The following is a 15,484-nucleotide window of genomic DNA, read 5'->3' as shown; positions in this document are numbered from 1 at the left end:
AGGTAGACCGGCACTCCTCCCCGTGCGCTTCAGGGGATCAAACGGTTTTTTGGTCATCCCCCAGCGTTCTCATCCTCCCACGCCCCACCCCGCCCGGTCGAGCGACCGATACTGGATCGCCTCCGCGACATGCGCGGGGGCGACGGCCTCGGCGCCGTCGAGGTCGGCGATGGTGCGCGCCACCTTGAGGATTCGGTCGTGGGCCCGCGCCGACAAGCCCAGTCGCGTCAGGGCCGACTTGAGCAGGCCCCGCCCGGCGTCGTCCAGGCGGCACCAGCGGCGGACTTCGGGGCTCGTCAGTTGCGCGTTGCAGTAGCGCCCGGCGACGGAGGCGAAGCGGACCGCCTGGCGCTCGCGGGCGGCTTCTACACGCCGGCGCACCGCCGCACTCGGCTCGGCATCCTCCCGACGGCTGAGGTCGTCGAAGGGAACCGGCGTCACCTCGACATGCAGATCGATCCGATCCAATAACGGACCACTCACCTTGGCGAGATACCGCTGCACCTGGCCCGGCGCGCAGACGCACGCCCGCGTCGGGTCGCCTGCGTGGCCGCACGGGCACGGGTTCATGCTCGCGATCAGCATGAAGCGGGCTGGGTAGCGGACCGTCGCCCGCGCCCGCGCGATGGTCACCTCCCCTTCTTCCAGCGGCTGCCGCAGCACTTCCAGCACCGGTCGGTCGAACTCAGGCAGTTCGTCGAGGAACAGGACCCCGTTGTGAGCCAGTGAGATCTCCCCCGGCATCGGGTTCGACCCACCGCCGACGAGGCCCGCGTTGGAGATCGTGTGGTGCGGCGACCGAAACGGACGCTCCGACACCAGTCCCCCGCGTGAGGTCGACCGCCCGCTGACGCTAAGGATCTTGGTCGTTTCCAGCGCCTCGGCCGACGACAACGGCGGCAGGATGCCGGGAAGCCGGCGCGCGAGCATGGTCTTGCCCGAGCCCGGCGGCCCGACCATGAGCGCGTTGTGGCCGCCCGCGGCGGCGACCTCCAGGGCCCGCTTGACGAGCCCCTGTCCCCTCACGTCCGCGAAGTCGGGGCCACCCGCTTCGACGGCAGAGGCGACGTGGGCATGGGTCGGCTCCGGCGTGCCTCGCCCCCGCTCGCGCGTCAGGAAGTTGAAGGCTTCTTGGAGGGTGCGGACCGGGTAGACCTCCAGTCCCTCCACCACCGCCGCCTCGGCCGCATTCTCGGGAGGGACGAGCATCGCCCGCCGCCCATCGTCACGCGCGCCGATGGCCATCGGCAGGATGCCGCGCACCGGTCGCACCGCACCATCCAGGCCGAGTTCTCCGACGATCACGACCTCGTCGAGCACATCCTGCGTGATCAGCCCCTCGCCGATGGCCGCCAGCAACCCCAGTGCGAGCGGCAGGTCGTACGCCGAGCCTTCCTTCCTCACGTCTGCGGGCGCGAGGTTAACCGTCACCGCGCCGCGCGGCGTCGGCAGTCCGGACGTTTTGAGCGCAGCCCAGACCCGATCGCGGCTCTCGCGGACGGCCCCGTCCGGCAACCCCACCACCGTCCAGCGTGGGATGTTGGGCTCGGTGTGGGTCTCGATCTCGATGGGGAGCGCGTCGACGCCGAGGACGGCGCTGCTCCAGACTCTCGACAGCATCTCGGGGCGGGTGTGTCGCCCCATAGACCCGGAAGGGTCGCAGATCTACCCTTCGGCCACGCGCTGGGCCAGCCGGTACGCGATGAAGCCGGTCACGCCGAACGTGATCGCATAGACCGTCGGGTCGTAGCCCTCCGTGCTGACGGCCTCGAACACGAACGCCATGATGCCCGCCGCCAGCCCGCCGCCGAGCGCGAACGCGACCGTATAGACGACGAACAACACGAGGGCGCGGACCGGCGTGACGGGGCGCGGAGCAGGCAGGGTAGGCATTGAGGCAATCGTAGGAAGAGGGGCGTCTGACGAAGCGGCCTGAGCCCAGGGTCCCGTCTCAGCACCGAGGCGGATGAGTTCAGCCGTCGCTCCCGTGGTCGCCGTGCGGGTGCTCGTTCCGGTCCCGCTCCACGGGCGCAGCCTCTCCTTCCGCAGGAGCACTCGTGGCTGGATGGGTCCCCCCACGATGGCACGTGTAGCAGGTGACCTGCATCCCGTCTGCCTCCTGCAGCCCCTCGATGGCCGGGAGGGTCTCGGTGTTGATCTGCCACGTCATCCGCATCATGTCGCGGGCGACGTCCTTCATGGGATTGGCGTCCGACGGAAAATCGGGCGGTCCCTCGCTCCCGCGGGCGTGGCAGTGGTCGCAGCGGACGCCCAGCGCGCCGGTAAAGCCACGCATGATCCCCATGAGCGCGTCGCGAGAGAGCGTGTCCGGGAGCACCTGGAGGTTCTCCCAGCGGACAGTCGCCTCGGGCGACGCCACCGGGGAAACAGGAGCAGGCGCGTAGGCCGCCAGCAGGACGACCACGAAGAGGAGGACGGGAAGCAGCAAACGCATGGCGCGAGGGGGCAACTGGACCTCGGCAACGTCGCCACGAATGCCTCCCTGCACAAGTGCTTCACAGACTGGTTTCCTGGCGAGGGCCGCGTGCCCGTCCCCCAAGCGTGCCACGTCGGGAGCGCCAGACGCGACGAGGCCCGCGGGAGAGCGAGTCTCCCGCGGGCCTCTCAAGCAACCGGTCGAGGGTCCCTAGTTCTGGACGATCGTCGTGTTGTTGTTGGTGCCCATCTGCGTGTGGGTGCTCGTGTGACCGAGCGTGCCCGACTGCATGATGGAGAACGTGTTCATGTCGCCGATCTGGGTCGCGATGCTCGTGTGACCACCGTTGCCGGACTGGATCTGCGACGAGGTGTTCATCGTGCCGTCCTGCGTGAGGTCGGCCGAGTGGATCGCGAAGGTCGCGACGCCCGGACGGTCGTCGACGCGCTGGTCCTGGGTGGCGACGTTGCCGGTGCCCGCCTGCGAGATGGTCGCGTCGAGGTCGCCCTCGAAGCTCTCGGCGTCCTGGTACTGCGTCGCCGAGTTGAACGTGCCGGCCTGCGTGATGCTCGCCTCGATGTCGCCGAGGTCGTCCTGCGTCTGCGACGCCGTGTTGTCGTCGCCCGTCTGGGAGACGCTCGCCGACGAGAAGCTGAAGCCGCCGCCGTAGTTGACCGACTGCTGGATCTGGGTCGAGACGTTGCGGTCACCCGACTGGTCGAGAGACATCGACGCATCCGCCGGGCTGGCTCCGCCGAGGAGGCCGATCACCTGCGTGCCGTCGTTGTCGTCGCCGGTCTGCGTGGCCGTCGCGGTGTGCGTGGCGTTGCCGAAGGGCGAACCCACGAAGTGGTTCAGCTCCTGGTACAGCACGTTGTTGTTGCCCGACTGATCTGCCGTGGCCACCTGCACCACAGGGCCGACCGCGTTCGAGGCGACGATCTGCAACTGGGAGACATCGTTCATGTCACCCGACTGGGTCACCGAGGCGTCCAGCGAGCCGGCTGCGGGGTTGTTGTTGCCATCCTGGCCCTGGAACGCCGTGTTGAAGGCGCCGCTCTGGTCGATGAGGGCCGTCTTGGTGGAGTTGTCCTCCTGCTGCTGCTCGGCGGTGTTGTCGTCCCCCGTCTGGATCACCGTGCCGCTGTTGACCTGGACGCCGACCCAGTTGAGCGTGTACTGGTTCTGGACGGACGTGTTGTTGTTGCCCGACTGATCGACCGTGAGGTCGGACGTGTTCAGGCCGCCCGTGCAGCAGCCCGAGTTGGTCTGGGTCTGCTCTGCGGAGTTGTCGTCGCCGCTCTGGACCGCGTTCACGCGGCTGTCGGTGTCGCCGAAGTTGGGGTTGCCGAAGGGGTTGCCCTGGGTCTGCGTAACGGTGTTTCGGTCACCCGACTGGTCGACCGTCGCATCGAAGAAAATCGGCGGCAGGAAGCCGGGGGCCGCGCCCTGCGTCTGGCTCGCCGTGTTGTTGTCGCCCGACTGCACGATCGAGGCCGTGTTGACGATGTTGCCCGACTGGTCGATGGTGGCGACGTTGGCGTCGCCGCTGGCAACCACTGAGCCCGTATTGGACTGGGCGCTCGCAGCGGCGGTCAGGCCGGCGGCGAGCAGGAGTGTGGGGAGAAGACGCATGAGGGTCCGTGGAGGGTGTTGGGGAAGGATCGACTCGGCGGCCGGGCACGCCAAGGGCACCCCGGAACGCTCTGATTGAGGATCAACCTAGCATGAAGGACCGGATAAGCGACACCCCGTCAGCATAAAATCCTGTGGGGACACGAGATCCCGCGCGTCCGGTGTCCTAAACGCGGTTTGCTGAGCGTACAGACCCGGTCGAGAGCGGTGCACACCGTCGCTCCTCCGCTCCGCTCACGCGTCGGGGAGAATGTCGAGATCCAGGATGAGGTTGTTCACCGGCACCCCCGCCCGGCTGGCACCCGAGGTGTCGGCTCCGTTCTCCAGACGCAGCACCCCCCGCGGGCACACCGTCGCGCAGATGCCGCATCCCACACAGCTGGCGCGGACGATGTTCTGACCGCGCTGGGCGTAGGCCTTCACGTCGATCCCCATCTCGCAGTACGCCGAGCACTGGCCGCAGGAGATGCACTGGCCGCCGTTGGTGGTGATCCGGAAGCGCGAGAAGAACCGCTGCTGGAGGCCCAGGATGGCCGCCATCGGGCACCCGAACCGACACCACATCCGCGTCCCGAAGATCGGATAGAAGCCGACGCCGACGACCCCGGCGAAGATGGAGCCGATCAGCAGCCCGTAGATCCAGCCCACGGTCCCCGCGACTGCGTCCAGCCATCCCACCTCGGCGACCGCGGCGACGCCCAGCAGCACCGTCGCCGCCGTGATGACCGCGAGGATGCCGTGCACCATCCAGCGCTCCACCTTCCAGGCCGCCGTGGACGTGTCGGCCAGGTGGCGGTACGGGTCGCCCGCCGTCTCCGCGAGGCCGCCGCAGCCGCACACCCACGAGCAGTACCACCTCTTGCCGAAGAAGAACGTCAGCACCGGTGTGACGACCGCGATCATCACGACGCCCCAGATCAGCATGGCGACGCCCAGCGTTCCTTCCGCGCGCAGTTCTGCGATCTTCCAGGGGAAGAACAGGTCGTAGTCCAGCGGCCACGTGTAATGGAGGTAGAGCTCTGGCTGCTGGATGGCGACGAGGAAAAACGGCAGCGCGAAGGCGATCACCGTCTGGAAGAACACGACGCTCAGTGTCCGCAGCTGGTGGTAGCGGCTGTGCCGGTACCGCACGAGCGCGCGGACGCCCATCACGGCGACCGCCAGCGTGTACAGCGTCGTGTAGAGGAACCACTGCCCGCCGTTGTCGAGCGTCGCGGGCTGGTCGCGGAGCAGACGCGACAGCGGATCGGCGAGGGGGATCAGCCCGGCCAGGCCGGCGGGCCAGAAGTAAAGGACCACGTAGAGGCCCGTCAGCGCCAGTCCGATCGCCCAACCGACGGCGCCGCGTGCCTCGTTCGAAGACACCATCGTCCCCTCCGTGCGGACGCCTGCCGGATGGGCGAGCCCGCCGAGCGCATACAGCACGCCCCCGCCGCCAAGACCGAGCAGCGCCGTCACGCCGAACGCCAGCGGGTGCGCCGCGCCGAGCCCACTCGCGAGCGCCACCACGCACGCCGCCACCCCGACGGCCACGCCTACGAGGCCCAACCGCTGGAGTCCCGTCGGTCGGAACGCCGGGTTCGAGAACAGCGACAGGTCCGCCTCGGGGTTGTAGAGTGGGAGGCCGGAGGGGGTCATGGAATCGGAATTGAATGTGTCGGGGGTCGGCGTGCCTTGTTCTTCCAGCCACCCAAAGGGCCTCATGTAGCGACGAAAGAGGAAAACTCCGGGTCGAAGCGCGCTGCCGGCAGGTCTGCCACCGCACGGTCGACCGCCCATCGCTCGGCGATCCAGCGCGAGCACACTGTCTGACGGAGACGGACGCCGAGGGCGCTCACCCCGATCACTGCGCCGCGCAAGTGCCGGATCCGCACGCTGCGGCGGCCGTCGGTCCATTCCCAGTCCCCCCCCTCCCCTCCCGTCTGGCCGTAGACCTGCCACTCGAGGTCGAAGAACTTGGCCGAGTTGAAGAACACGCCGGGCGCATACGGGCGGGGCCGTCCCGCCATGCCGAGTCCGGCCGTCGCCCCCTGGAGACGGGCCGTGTACCAGATCGGCTCGATGGCGCGGACGCCCGGTGGCGGCTCGCGGAGTTGCGCGCAGTCGCCCGCCGCCCAGATGCCCTCCCCCGACGTGCGGAGCGCGCCGTCCACCAGCACCCCGCGGTCCGTCTCGACCGCGTCGCCCAGCCACTCGATGCTCGGCCGAACGCCCGTTCCCACGCCGACGAATCCGGCCGGATGCCGCTCCCCATCGGTCGTGACGACGGCCTCGACACGGTCGTCGCCCTCGATGCGTTCCACCTCAGCACCGAGGCGGAGGTCGACGCCGTGCGCGCGGATGGCCTCGGCGACCAGCGCGCTCTCGGCCTCCGAAAACGTTCGCGGCAGGTAGCGGGCGTCGCGCACGAGGAAGGTGACGCGGATGCCACGCGTGCGGAGCATCTCCGCCAGTTCGACCCCGATCAGGCCGCCGCCGACCACCACAGCCTCGGAGACACCGACCGTCGCCGCTTCCATCCGGTCGAGGTCGGCCAGGTGGTAGAGTCCCTGCACGCCGGTCAGACCGACGCCCGGCCAGTCGGGCAGCACCGGCGTCGAGCCCGTCGCGATCAGCAACCGATCGTAGGAAATCGCTGCCCCATCCACGTCCAGGATGCTACGGCCACTGTCGAGGCCGCGGGCCTGGCCGACGACCCGGTCAATGCGGTTTTCCTCCCAGAACCGCTCCTCGTACAGCCACGTGTGGCGCTGCGTGAGAACGCCCATGTAGATGTACATCAGCGCCGTCCGCGCGAACGGCTCACGCGCCTCGCCTGAAACGAGTGTGATGCGCGCCGCCGGATCGGCCTTGCGGACGTGCCGGGCCGCGGTCACGCCGGCGATGCCATTTCCGACGAGGACGACGTGCATGAGGAGGAGGCGGGAGCGGCGGAGTCAGAACGTAGCCCGGCTCACGACGTACGCTCGACTCCCCCGACGCGCCCATGACCTACGGCATTACTGGCAACCCCACGAAAGACGCGCTCTGGCAGCCGCTCAGCGCGCTCGTGGACTCCCTGGCCGCGGAGGGCCTCCCCTTCCGCCTCGCCGAGCCGCTGGCCGCTGGCCTCCGGGACCGCGGCCTGTCCGCGCATGCGATGGCGCACGCCACCGACACCCCGGCAGACGGCGCCGACCTCCTCCTCTCCTTCGGTGGCGACGGCACCCTGCTGCGGACCGCGCACCACGCCGACGGGGTCCCGATCCTCGGCGTCAACATCGGACGGCTGGGGTTTCTGACCAAGGCGGAGGTTTCTGAGGTTTGGGCGACCATCGAAGCGATCGAGGCGGGGCGGACCGGCGTCGAGGAGCGGATGACGCTCGATGTCGAGGTCGACGCCCCCGACCTCGGCGACACGCCGACGTGGGCGCTCAACGATGTCGTCGTCGACAAGTCGGGCACGACGAGCATGATCCAGGTCGAGGCCACGGTCGACGGCGCGTTTCTGAACACCTACTGGGCCGACGGCCTCGTGGTGGCCACCCCGACTGGCTCAACGGCTTACGCACTGTCCGTCGGCGGCCCGATCCTGGTACCCGGCTCCGAGACGATCGTGGTCGCGCCCATCGCGCCGCACACGCTCACCGCGCGACCCATCGTGCTGCCCTGCAACGCCGAGCTGGTGCTCCGGGTCGAGACGCGGGGCCACCCGTTTGCCTTCGCCTGCGACGGGGTCTCGACGTTGCTGGACGGCGGCGTCACGGTGCGCATCCGGCGGTCTGAGCATGTGGTCCGCCTCGTGACGCTCCCCGACCGGGACTACTTCCGCACCATCCGGAGCAAGCTCTCGTGGGGCCAGGGCGGCGTCTTTTAGGCGGGAGAGCCTGAAGCGAGCGGCACTCGCTCTTCTGGTGCCCTCGCCGGGTCCACCTCGGCATCGAGGCGTGCGACCAGACACGAAAACGCCCCCGCTTCCGGAGAAGCGGGGGCGTTCGTCGATGGCGACCCGGACGAGACTTGAACTCGCGACCTCCTGCGTGACAGGCAGGCGTTCTAACCAACTGAACTACCGGGCCGAATCGGTGTGCCCAATCTACCGCCGACCGCGGGGGTCGGCGAGCGCCTGGGCGCGCTCCGCTGGATCTTCAACCGACGAGCGGCGAATCCCCCAGCGGGGTGGTCGAGGGCGGACTTGAACCGCCGACACATGGATTTTCAGTCCATTGCTCTACCAACTGAGCTACTCGACCAGCACCGGCTGCGAACAACCGGGGTCGCGAATATACGCGGCGTGCAGGCGGGCCCGGCAACCTTCCGCACACCGAGACTCGGTGAAGAGGACCCAGCCGCTCTTTCCCTGCCCCTCGCGGTCACTCCGGGAGTGCCCAGCGCGCCTGCAGTCCGCGCCTCACCCCTGCCGGCAGTTGGACGAGAACCGGGTGGGCATCTGCTCGGAGCCAGGCGAGAATCTCCGCCAGCGCGGGATCTGCCATGGCGGTGCAGCCGGCCGTGGTGGACCTGGGCCCGTTCCACACGGGCAGGAAGATGCACGACCCCGCGCCCGAGACCGGGGCCGCCCCGTCCACCGAGGCCGCCGCCGGAAGGAGGTCCCGATCGACGCCGGGCCCATTGTGCGCCACGATGGCGCCGATGCGGTACAGCCCATCCCGGCGTCGCATGGTCTCGTGGCTCGTCCAGTCGGGGTCGTCGTCGGGCGCGCGCACGACGTTGTAGGACGCCGACACGGGGTCGTCGACGCACTGGAGGCCCGGCACAGGGACGTACGGCAGACCCGTCGGCAGCGACGCGTCGTAGCCGAACGCCGCCGACAACCGAAACACCCCTGCGGGCGCGCGCCCGTCGCCCTCCGCCTTGCTGGGCCCCACGAGGCCGGACGCGTCGTGGAGGCCCCGTCCCCACCCGAGGCCGCTCCTCCCCACCACCGCCGCGACCGCGTCGCCGACCGGCACCCAGCCCGCCTCGGCGCCGCGCTCGTAGCGCTGGAGCGTGCCCGAGGTCGCCGTCCAGTCGGGCGTGGTCACGAGGACGAGTTGGCGCGTCGAGGCTGGGATCGGGCCGGATGCGACCGTCTGCGCCAGCAAGACACCGAGGCCGAGGAGGAGCATCATGTCGGAGGCCGACTACTCGTCGTCCGGCGACTGAGGACGCATGGGCGACTCGACCCACACCACCGCACGCTGCATGAACTCCGCCGCCCCGTCGATGCCCAGCTTCTGCTTGATGTTGGCGCGGTGCGACTCGATGGTTTTCAGACTCAGGCCCAGGAGTTCCGCGACCTCCCGCGTGCTCTTGCCCCGCCCGAAGTGTTCGAACACCTCCAACTCCCGGTCCGTGAGCCGGTCGATGGAAAGCGTCGTCTCCCCGGACTGGCGGAAGCGGTCGACGAGGAAGCGGCTCTGGAGGGTGTCGCTGAGGTAGAACTCACCATCCAGCACGGTGCGGACCGCGGTGACGAACCGCCGGGCCGACTCGTGCTTCATGAGGTACCCCCGCGCGCCCGCGCGCAGCGCCCGCTCCGCGTAGAGCCCTTCGTCGTGCGCCGAGACCACGAGGACCTTCACGTCTGGGTCGACGGAGCGCAGCCGCTTGATGAACTCGACCCCGTTGACGCCCGGCAGCGACAGGTCCACGATGGCGATGTCGAACTCCAGACCGACGGAGAGGTCGAACCCCTCCTCGGCCGAGGCCGCCTGGGCGACGACGTGGAGGTCAGGCTCCGCATTCAGGAGGCTCACGTACCCCTCCCGCATGACAGGGTGGTCTTCGACGAGAAAAATTCGGTGGGACATGGATAGAGAGTGCGCGATGCACACGATATGGGCAGAAGACGGTCCCGGAGAGCGGGGGCGTCGGCCGGACGAGCAGCCTCGCTCGGCCCGGCCGGCGGGTCGAGGGCTACAGGTTCAGAGGACACTCGATGTCGATGGACGTTCCTTGACGAGGGACCGAATGGAATGTGACGGTCCCGCCCACCAACCGGATCCGCTCCCGAACGCTCAGCAGGCCTGCGCCCTGCGAATCACCCTGGCTCTCGACCTCGCTCGGCACGAAGCCCGCCCCAGTGTCGGTAACGACAACCCGGACGCGCTCGGCGGAGGCGGCCTCCACGCGTACCGTCGCCGCTAACGTGCCGGCGTGCTTGACGACGTTGAAGAGAAGCTCCCGGACGATCTGGAACAGGAGCACCTGGACCGTCTTGCCCGCCAGAATCGGCGTGTCGGCCTCGACGGTGACGTCGATCCCGTACGCCTCTCGCATGCGCTGCCCGAGCCACTCGAACGTGCGGTCGAGCCCCTCGCCCTTGAGCACGGGCGGGCGCAGGTCCACGGAGAGCGTGCGCGTCACATGGACGGCGCGGCCGACGAGTTCGTCGGCCTGTTCGAGCAGGGCGGCCACGCGCTCATCGGCGGGATCACGCATGGCCTCGATCTTGAACTGGACGGCGTAGAGGAGCTGCTGGAGGTCGTCGTGGAGGACCTGCGCGACGCGCCCACGCTCGCGCCGCTCCGCCTCGGTGAGGTCGCCGACGAGGCGGCGGACTTCTGCCGTTCGCATCGCGACGCGCGCCTCCAGCTCGGCCGTCAGCATCTCCAACCGGGCCAGGGCCTGCTGCAGCGCCGTGACATCCTGGACCACGCACATCGCGCCGTCCGGGACGCCCTCGTCCAGGAGGGGGACGAGGCTGACGAGCCACTCCGACCCCGAACCCGCCGCCGTGCTGGCGCCGGGCATGGACAGAGCGACGTTGCGGACGGGCTCTCCGCCCGCGAGAACGCTCCGTAGCATCGGATCGAGCACCCCTGCCACGCGCTCGCCGAGGGCCTCGATCGGTGAGTCCTCGGATCGCCCCAGGAACGCGTTCAGCTGCATGTTGGCCCGGATCAGATCCCCCGCCGCGTCGAAGACCGCGATCCCCACCGGAGCGGAGTCGAAGTAGGCGTCCATCTCGGTGAGTTGGCGGCGGAGCTGGGCTTCAGCTTCCTTCAAGCCCGTGACATCGAACAGCACGCCGGTCAGGCGCGCCGGCCCCTCCTCCATCTGGGTGCAGAGACCTCGCGCCGCGATCCACATCGTCCGGCCGTCGGGGTGATGGTAGCGGAACTCGGCGGACAGCGAGGAGGCGTCGTCGCCCGAGCCGAGTCCGCAGGCGGTGTCGACCGCCTTCCTGAACGCGTCGAGGTCACCGGCGTGGATGCGTCGGTCCAGGATCGAGCGGGGGGTGGCGCGCGGGAGGTCGAGCAACGCCTGGGCCTGCTCGTCGTAGGTGATCTGCGACCGCCGACCCGTGACCGGCATCACGAAGCTTCCGAGCCCACCGCTCGACATCGCCAGTTCGAGGAGCCGCGTGGTCTCGGCGAGTGCCTCCTCCTGTCGCTTCCGCGCGGTGATGTCCTGGACGGCCGCGCTGACTCCGAGCACGGTGCCATCGGCGTCGAACCACGGGGCGAAGGTTGCGAGCCAGATGTGGTCGGGGCCCGCCTCGCTGGACGTCGATCCCCGGATCTCGACCTGCTCGATGGGTTCGCCGGACTCGAGGACCTGTCGGTACATCGCATACAGCGACGCGCCGAGGCCCGGCACCATGTCCTTTGCGGTCCGGCCGATGTGCGCCTCGGGCGGCGAGCCGTTGATCGCTGCGAGCTGTCGGTTGATGCGGATGTAGCGCAGGTCCCGGTCGAACGTGGCCAGGCCGACGGGCGCCGAGGCGTAGATGGCCTCGATCTCCCCGAGTTGCTCGCGGATGGTGATCTCGTCCCGGTGCCGCCGGATCGCCTCGCCGACGACGTTGGCCAGGGCCTCCACGAACCGGCCGTCGTCCTCGGAGAACGAGCGCGTCGTCCGCGCATGGACGCCCAGCACCCCGTATGGACGCCGCTCGTCCCCGGGGATGACGACGCTGATGCCGCTCTCGACGCCGTTGTCGAGGAGCAACGCCGGCCCCTCGAATCGGGCCTCGCGGGCCAGATCGGGGACGAGCACCGGGCGCTGGGACAGGAGGGTGAAGCCCGCCTGAGAGCCCTGGTTGTCGGGGACCGTGGCCGACCCGACCGCCCCCTCGGGCCACCCGACTCCGGCTTCGAGCCGAAGCACGCCCGCACCAGGGTCGTGGGACAGGATCTTGGCCAGCTCCGCCCCGAGCGCCTCCGCCGCCAGGTGCACGGCCCGGTCGAACACGTCGTCGAGGGACGTCGCGCGGAGCGCGAACTGACCGAGGGAGGAGACCGCCTCCTGCTGGTGGGCCCGGCGGGCGCTCTCCTGCTGGGCCCGCTTCAACGAGGTCACGTCGATCACCGACACCACCACGCCGTCGATCCGGTCGTCGGCCGTGCGGTACGGGATGGCGCGGACGCTGAACGCCCGGTTGTGGCCTCCCTCCACCTCCACCTCCGCCGGTCGCAAGGAGCCGAGCACTCCCTGGACCAGGCCCGGCAAGTCGTCGTGTTCGAGGCGATGCGTGAGGTGCTCGAACGGGCGCCCGAGGTCGCCGGGGATGAGGTTGAAGAGCGTCGCCGCCGCGGGCGTGTAGCGGACCACCCGCAGCCGGTGGTCGAGGAAGATGGTCGCGATCTCCGTCGAGGCGATGAGGTTCGCCAGGTCAGCGTTCGACCGCGTCAGCTCATCGACCTTGTTCTTCAGCTCCTGGTTGACGGTGTGCAGCTCCTCGTTGATCGACTGGAGCTCTTCGCGGGAGGTCTCGAGTTCCTCCGAGGTGGACTGCAGCTCCTCGTTCATCGACTGCAGTTCCTCGTTGGAGGCCTTCAGCTCCTCGTTCGAGGTCACCTGCTCCTCGATGGTGGCCTGGAGGCGCTCCCGCGTCTGGCGCACCTCGTCCTCCAGTCGCGCGAGTGCGGGATGGTCCTGGTCCTGCTCTCCCTCGGCGGTGTCCAGGATGCCCTTGGACAGACTCTCCAGCGACGCCGGGTCGAGTTCGATGAAGACGACCTCGGCCAACCCGCTCTCTGACACGGGCTCTCCGACCGGCCCGACGTGGAGACGCACGTAGCGAACGTCCGTCCCGAGGGTGACCCGGTGGAATCGGGTATCGGTGGACTCCCCCGTTCGGAACACCAGACTGAGCGCAGCCCGGAGGTCGAGGCGGAACGCTCGGAGGACCTTGTCGATGATGTTCTGCGTGACCGGCCCCTCCCTCTCCCGCAGGTACTTGCTCGCCCCGCCGAAGACATGCGAGACCTCGTGGTGCTCGTCGACCACGATGCGAGGCGGGCCATACGTCGCAGCCGTCCACGCCGCATACCGGTCGACGAAGTCGGCCTCCGTCCGGGCGGGAACGGGTACCGCGACCTGCTTGGGCCTGGCCCTGCCCAGGAACCGTTCGCGCCTCTCGCCTCCCAGCACGACGTTGCGACGCCGGTAGATCCGAGCGTACTTGTCGACCTCCTTGAACCCCTTCCCGAGCGCGTCCACGCCCTCCGAGCCTCCGACGAACACCACGCCCCGATCCACGAGGGCGTAGTGGAAGGCGATCAACACGCGCCGCTGTAGGGAGCGGTTGAGGTAGATGAGAACGTTGCGGCACGAGATCAGGTCCAGTCTCGAAAACGGCGGGTCCGAGATCACGTTGTGCCGGGCGAACAGCACGACGTCCCTCAGCGAGGCCTTGACGCGGATGCCGCTGGGCTCCTCCTCGAAGAACGCCTTCTGCCGCGCCACCGTGAGGTCGCTGGTCGCCGCCATCGGGTAGATCCCGTCGCGCGCCTTCTGAAGGGCCCCCTCGTCGATGTCGGTCGCGAACACCTGGAGCTCTACAGGCGCATCGGTCCGGTCCCGGTGCTCCAGCAGCAACATCGCGATGGAGTAGGCCTCCTCCCCGGTCGCACACCCCGGCACCCAGACGCGGACGGTCTCGCCGCGCGTCTTGCCCTCGAACAAGCCGGGGATGATGTCCTGCTCCAGTGCCTCGTAGGCGCCGGGGTCGCGAAAGAACTGTGTGACCGAGATGAGCACGTCGCGGAGGAGGGCGACCGACTCGGCGGGGGTCGCCTTGAGAAAGGCGAGGTACGCGTCCAGCGACGCCAGCCCGTTGACTTGCAGCCGACGGGCGAGGCGACGGCGGATGGTGGAGGGCTTGTAGTCGGAGAAGTCGTGCCCGGTGCGGTTCCGGAGATGCGTCAGGACGGCTCGGTAGGCGGTCGGCTTCTCGGTGTCGCTCGGGAGGCCAATCCGGTCCGCCGTCACACGCACCTCGATCAGCATGCGCGCGAGGTCGGTCGCCGACCCGACCACGTCCGCGAGGCCCGTGGCGACGGCGCTCCGCGGCATCCCGTCGTAGTCCGCCTCGGCGGGGTCCTGCACCATCGTGAGCCCGCCACGCTCCTTGACGGTCTTCAGCCCGAGGGCTCCATCGCTTCCAGTGCCGGAGAGCACGATGGCGACCGCGCGGTCGCCCATGTCCTCGGCGAGCGTACGAAAGAATCGATCGACGGCCGAGGGACGCCCCCGGTCCGCATCAGGACCGACGAGCCGGAGTTCGCCGTCGTGGATCTCCAGGTGCTTGCCCGGCGGGATCACATACACGTGGTCTGCCTGGACGACCGGGTGATCCTCGACCTGCGCCACCGACAGCTGCGTCTGCGACTGGACCAGCTCCGCCAGCTGGCTCTCGTGATCCGGCGAGAGGTGCTGGACGAGCACGAACGCCATGTTCGGCTGCGGCGGCAGCGCCGAGAAGAACGCCTGGAACGCCCGCAGCCCGCCGGCCGACGCGCCGATCCCGACCACCGGAAATCCCACCCCTTCTCGACGCGTCACCGCCTCAGGGCCAGCCTCCGCCTCCGAAGCCGTCTCGTGCTCGTCGAACGGGTCGGGAGCAGGAGGATCGGCGTCTGAAGTCATCACAACCTGAGGAGCAGGAGCGCGACGGCCAGGACTCGGCGCCGCATCTCCCTACGTACCCTCGCACACACGAAAGGATCACCTCTCCTCGGTAGAGAATGGCCTCAGGCCGTCTCCAGCCCGAACACCTCACCCTTGAGGCTGTTGAAATCGATGGGCTTGGTGAGGTACCCGCGCGCCCCACTTTCCAACGCGGTCGCCTCCAACTGACCGTCGTCGTACGCCGTGACCATGTAGACCTGCTTGTCCGGGAACTCGGCCGTGACCGTAGCGAGCAGGTCGAGCCCGCTCATCCCCGGCATGTTGATGTCCGAGAGCACCACCACGACGTCGGCGGCCTCGCCGGAACGCAGCTTCCCCAGCGCCTCCTCCCCGCTCGTGGCGAAGATGAACTCGAGGAGCCCCTTCCGGACCTCCCGGCGGAACTTCTGGGTGAACAGAAACTGGACGTCCGACTCATCGTCGACGACCAGGGCGCGGGTGGGAGTGGTAGACATCAGAAAGGGATCGGTGCTATGGCAACGTACGGAGCGCGGGAGGTCGAGGCGCGGCACT

11 protein-coding genes and 2 tRNA genes are annotated in these 15,484 nt (G+C 69.1%); 1 reads left to right on the top strand and 12 read right to left on the bottom strand.

From position 1 onward, the window contains the following. Positions 1-69 precede the first annotated feature (69 nt). The 6 genes from B1759_RS11195 to B1759_RS11170 form a co-directional block, all read right to left on the bottom strand. The gene (locus B1759_RS11195) at positions 70-1,620 is read right to left on the bottom strand and encodes a YifB family Mg chelatase-like AAA ATPase (protein ID WP_095515166.1); all 1,551 of its coding nucleotides are present in this window, start codon (positions 1,618-1,620) and stop codon (positions 70-72) included. A 45-nt stretch (positions 1,621-1,665) separates the two neighbouring features. Further along, complete coding sequence (locus B1759_RS11190) at positions 1,666-1,893, bottom strand: hypothetical protein (protein ID WP_095515165.1); 228 nt, start codon at positions 1,891-1,893, stop codon at positions 1,666-1,668. A 79-nt stretch (positions 1,894-1,972) separates the two neighbouring features. Continuing rightward, positions 1,973-2,455 carry a c-type cytochrome gene (locus B1759_RS11185; protein WP_095515164.1) on the bottom strand — a complete coding sequence of 161 codons (483 nt, stop codon included), beginning with the start codon at positions 2,453-2,455 and terminating at the stop codon, positions 1,973-1,975. Between the two features lie 192 nt (positions 2,456-2,647). Continuing rightward, positions 2,648-4,072 carry a hypothetical protein gene (locus tag B1759_RS11180; RefSeq protein ID WP_095515163.1) on the bottom strand — a complete coding sequence of 475 codons (1,425 nt, stop codon included), beginning with the start codon at positions 4,070-4,072 and terminating at the stop codon, positions 2,648-2,650. A gap of 234 nt (positions 4,073-4,306) precedes the next feature. Then, positions 4,307-5,710: a 4Fe-4S dicluster domain-containing protein gene (locus B1759_RS11175; RefSeq protein WP_095515162.1), complete on the bottom strand. Its 1,404-nt coding sequence runs from the start codon at positions 5,708-5,710 to the stop codon at positions 4,307-4,309. Positions 5,711-5,772: 62 nt separating this feature from the next. Next, the gene (locus tag B1759_RS11170; RefSeq protein ID WP_095515161.1) at positions 5,773-6,984 is read right to left on the bottom strand and encodes an NAD(P)/FAD-dependent oxidoreductase; all 1,212 of its coding nucleotides are present in this window, start codon (positions 6,982-6,984) and stop codon (positions 5,773-5,775) included. Positions 6,985-7,058: 74 nt separating this feature from the next. On the opposite strand from B1759_RS11170, the gene B1759_RS11165 reads away from it, so the two are divergent. Further along, positions 7,059-7,928 carry an NAD(+)/NADH kinase gene (locus tag B1759_RS11165; RefSeq protein ID WP_095515160.1) on the top strand — a complete coding sequence of 290 codons (870 nt, stop codon included), beginning with the start codon at positions 7,059-7,061 and terminating at the stop codon, positions 7,926-7,928. A gap of 125 nt (positions 7,929-8,053) precedes the next feature. Here B1759_RS11165 and B1759_RS11160 read toward each other — a convergent pair. From B1759_RS11160 to B1759_RS11135, 6 genes are all read right to left on the bottom strand, one after another. Further along, positions 8,054-8,130: transfer RNA gene (locus tag B1759_RS11160), tRNA-Asp, on the bottom strand. Positions 8,131-8,231: 101 nt separating this feature from the next. Continuing rightward, positions 8,232-8,304, bottom strand: a tRNA-Phe gene (locus B1759_RS11155). A 120-nt stretch (positions 8,305-8,424) separates the two neighbouring features. Then, positions 8,425-9,183: a L,D-transpeptidase gene (locus B1759_RS11150; protein WP_095515159.1), complete on the bottom strand. Its 759-nt coding sequence runs from the start codon at positions 9,181-9,183 to the stop codon at positions 8,425-8,427. A 12-nt stretch (positions 9,184-9,195) separates the two neighbouring features. After that, on the bottom strand, positions 9,196-9,864 hold the full coding sequence (locus B1759_RS11145) for a response regulator transcription factor (protein WP_095515158.1): 669 nt from the start codon (positions 9,862-9,864) through the stop codon (positions 9,196-9,198). A gap of 106 nt (positions 9,865-9,970) precedes the next feature. Further along, on the bottom strand, positions 9,971-14,929 hold the full coding sequence (locus B1759_RS11140; RefSeq protein WP_095515157.1) for a chemotaxis protein CheB: 4,959 nt from the start codon (positions 14,927-14,929) through the stop codon (positions 9,971-9,973). Positions 14,930-15,033: 104 nt separating this feature from the next. After that, positions 15,034-15,426 carry a response regulator transcription factor gene (locus B1759_RS11135; RefSeq protein ID WP_095515156.1) on the bottom strand — a complete coding sequence of 131 codons (393 nt, stop codon included), beginning with the start codon at positions 15,424-15,426 and terminating at the stop codon, positions 15,034-15,036. Positions 15,427-15,484 lie beyond the last annotated feature (58 nt).

Source organism: Rubrivirga sp. SAORIC476 (assembly GCF_002283555.1).
Taxonomy (GTDB): domain Bacteria; phylum Bacteroidota; class Rhodothermia; order Rhodothermales; family Rubricoccaceae; genus Rubrivirga.
Note: the sequence above shows the minus strand (reverse complement) of the source record. Positions and strands in the feature narration are given on the sequence as shown.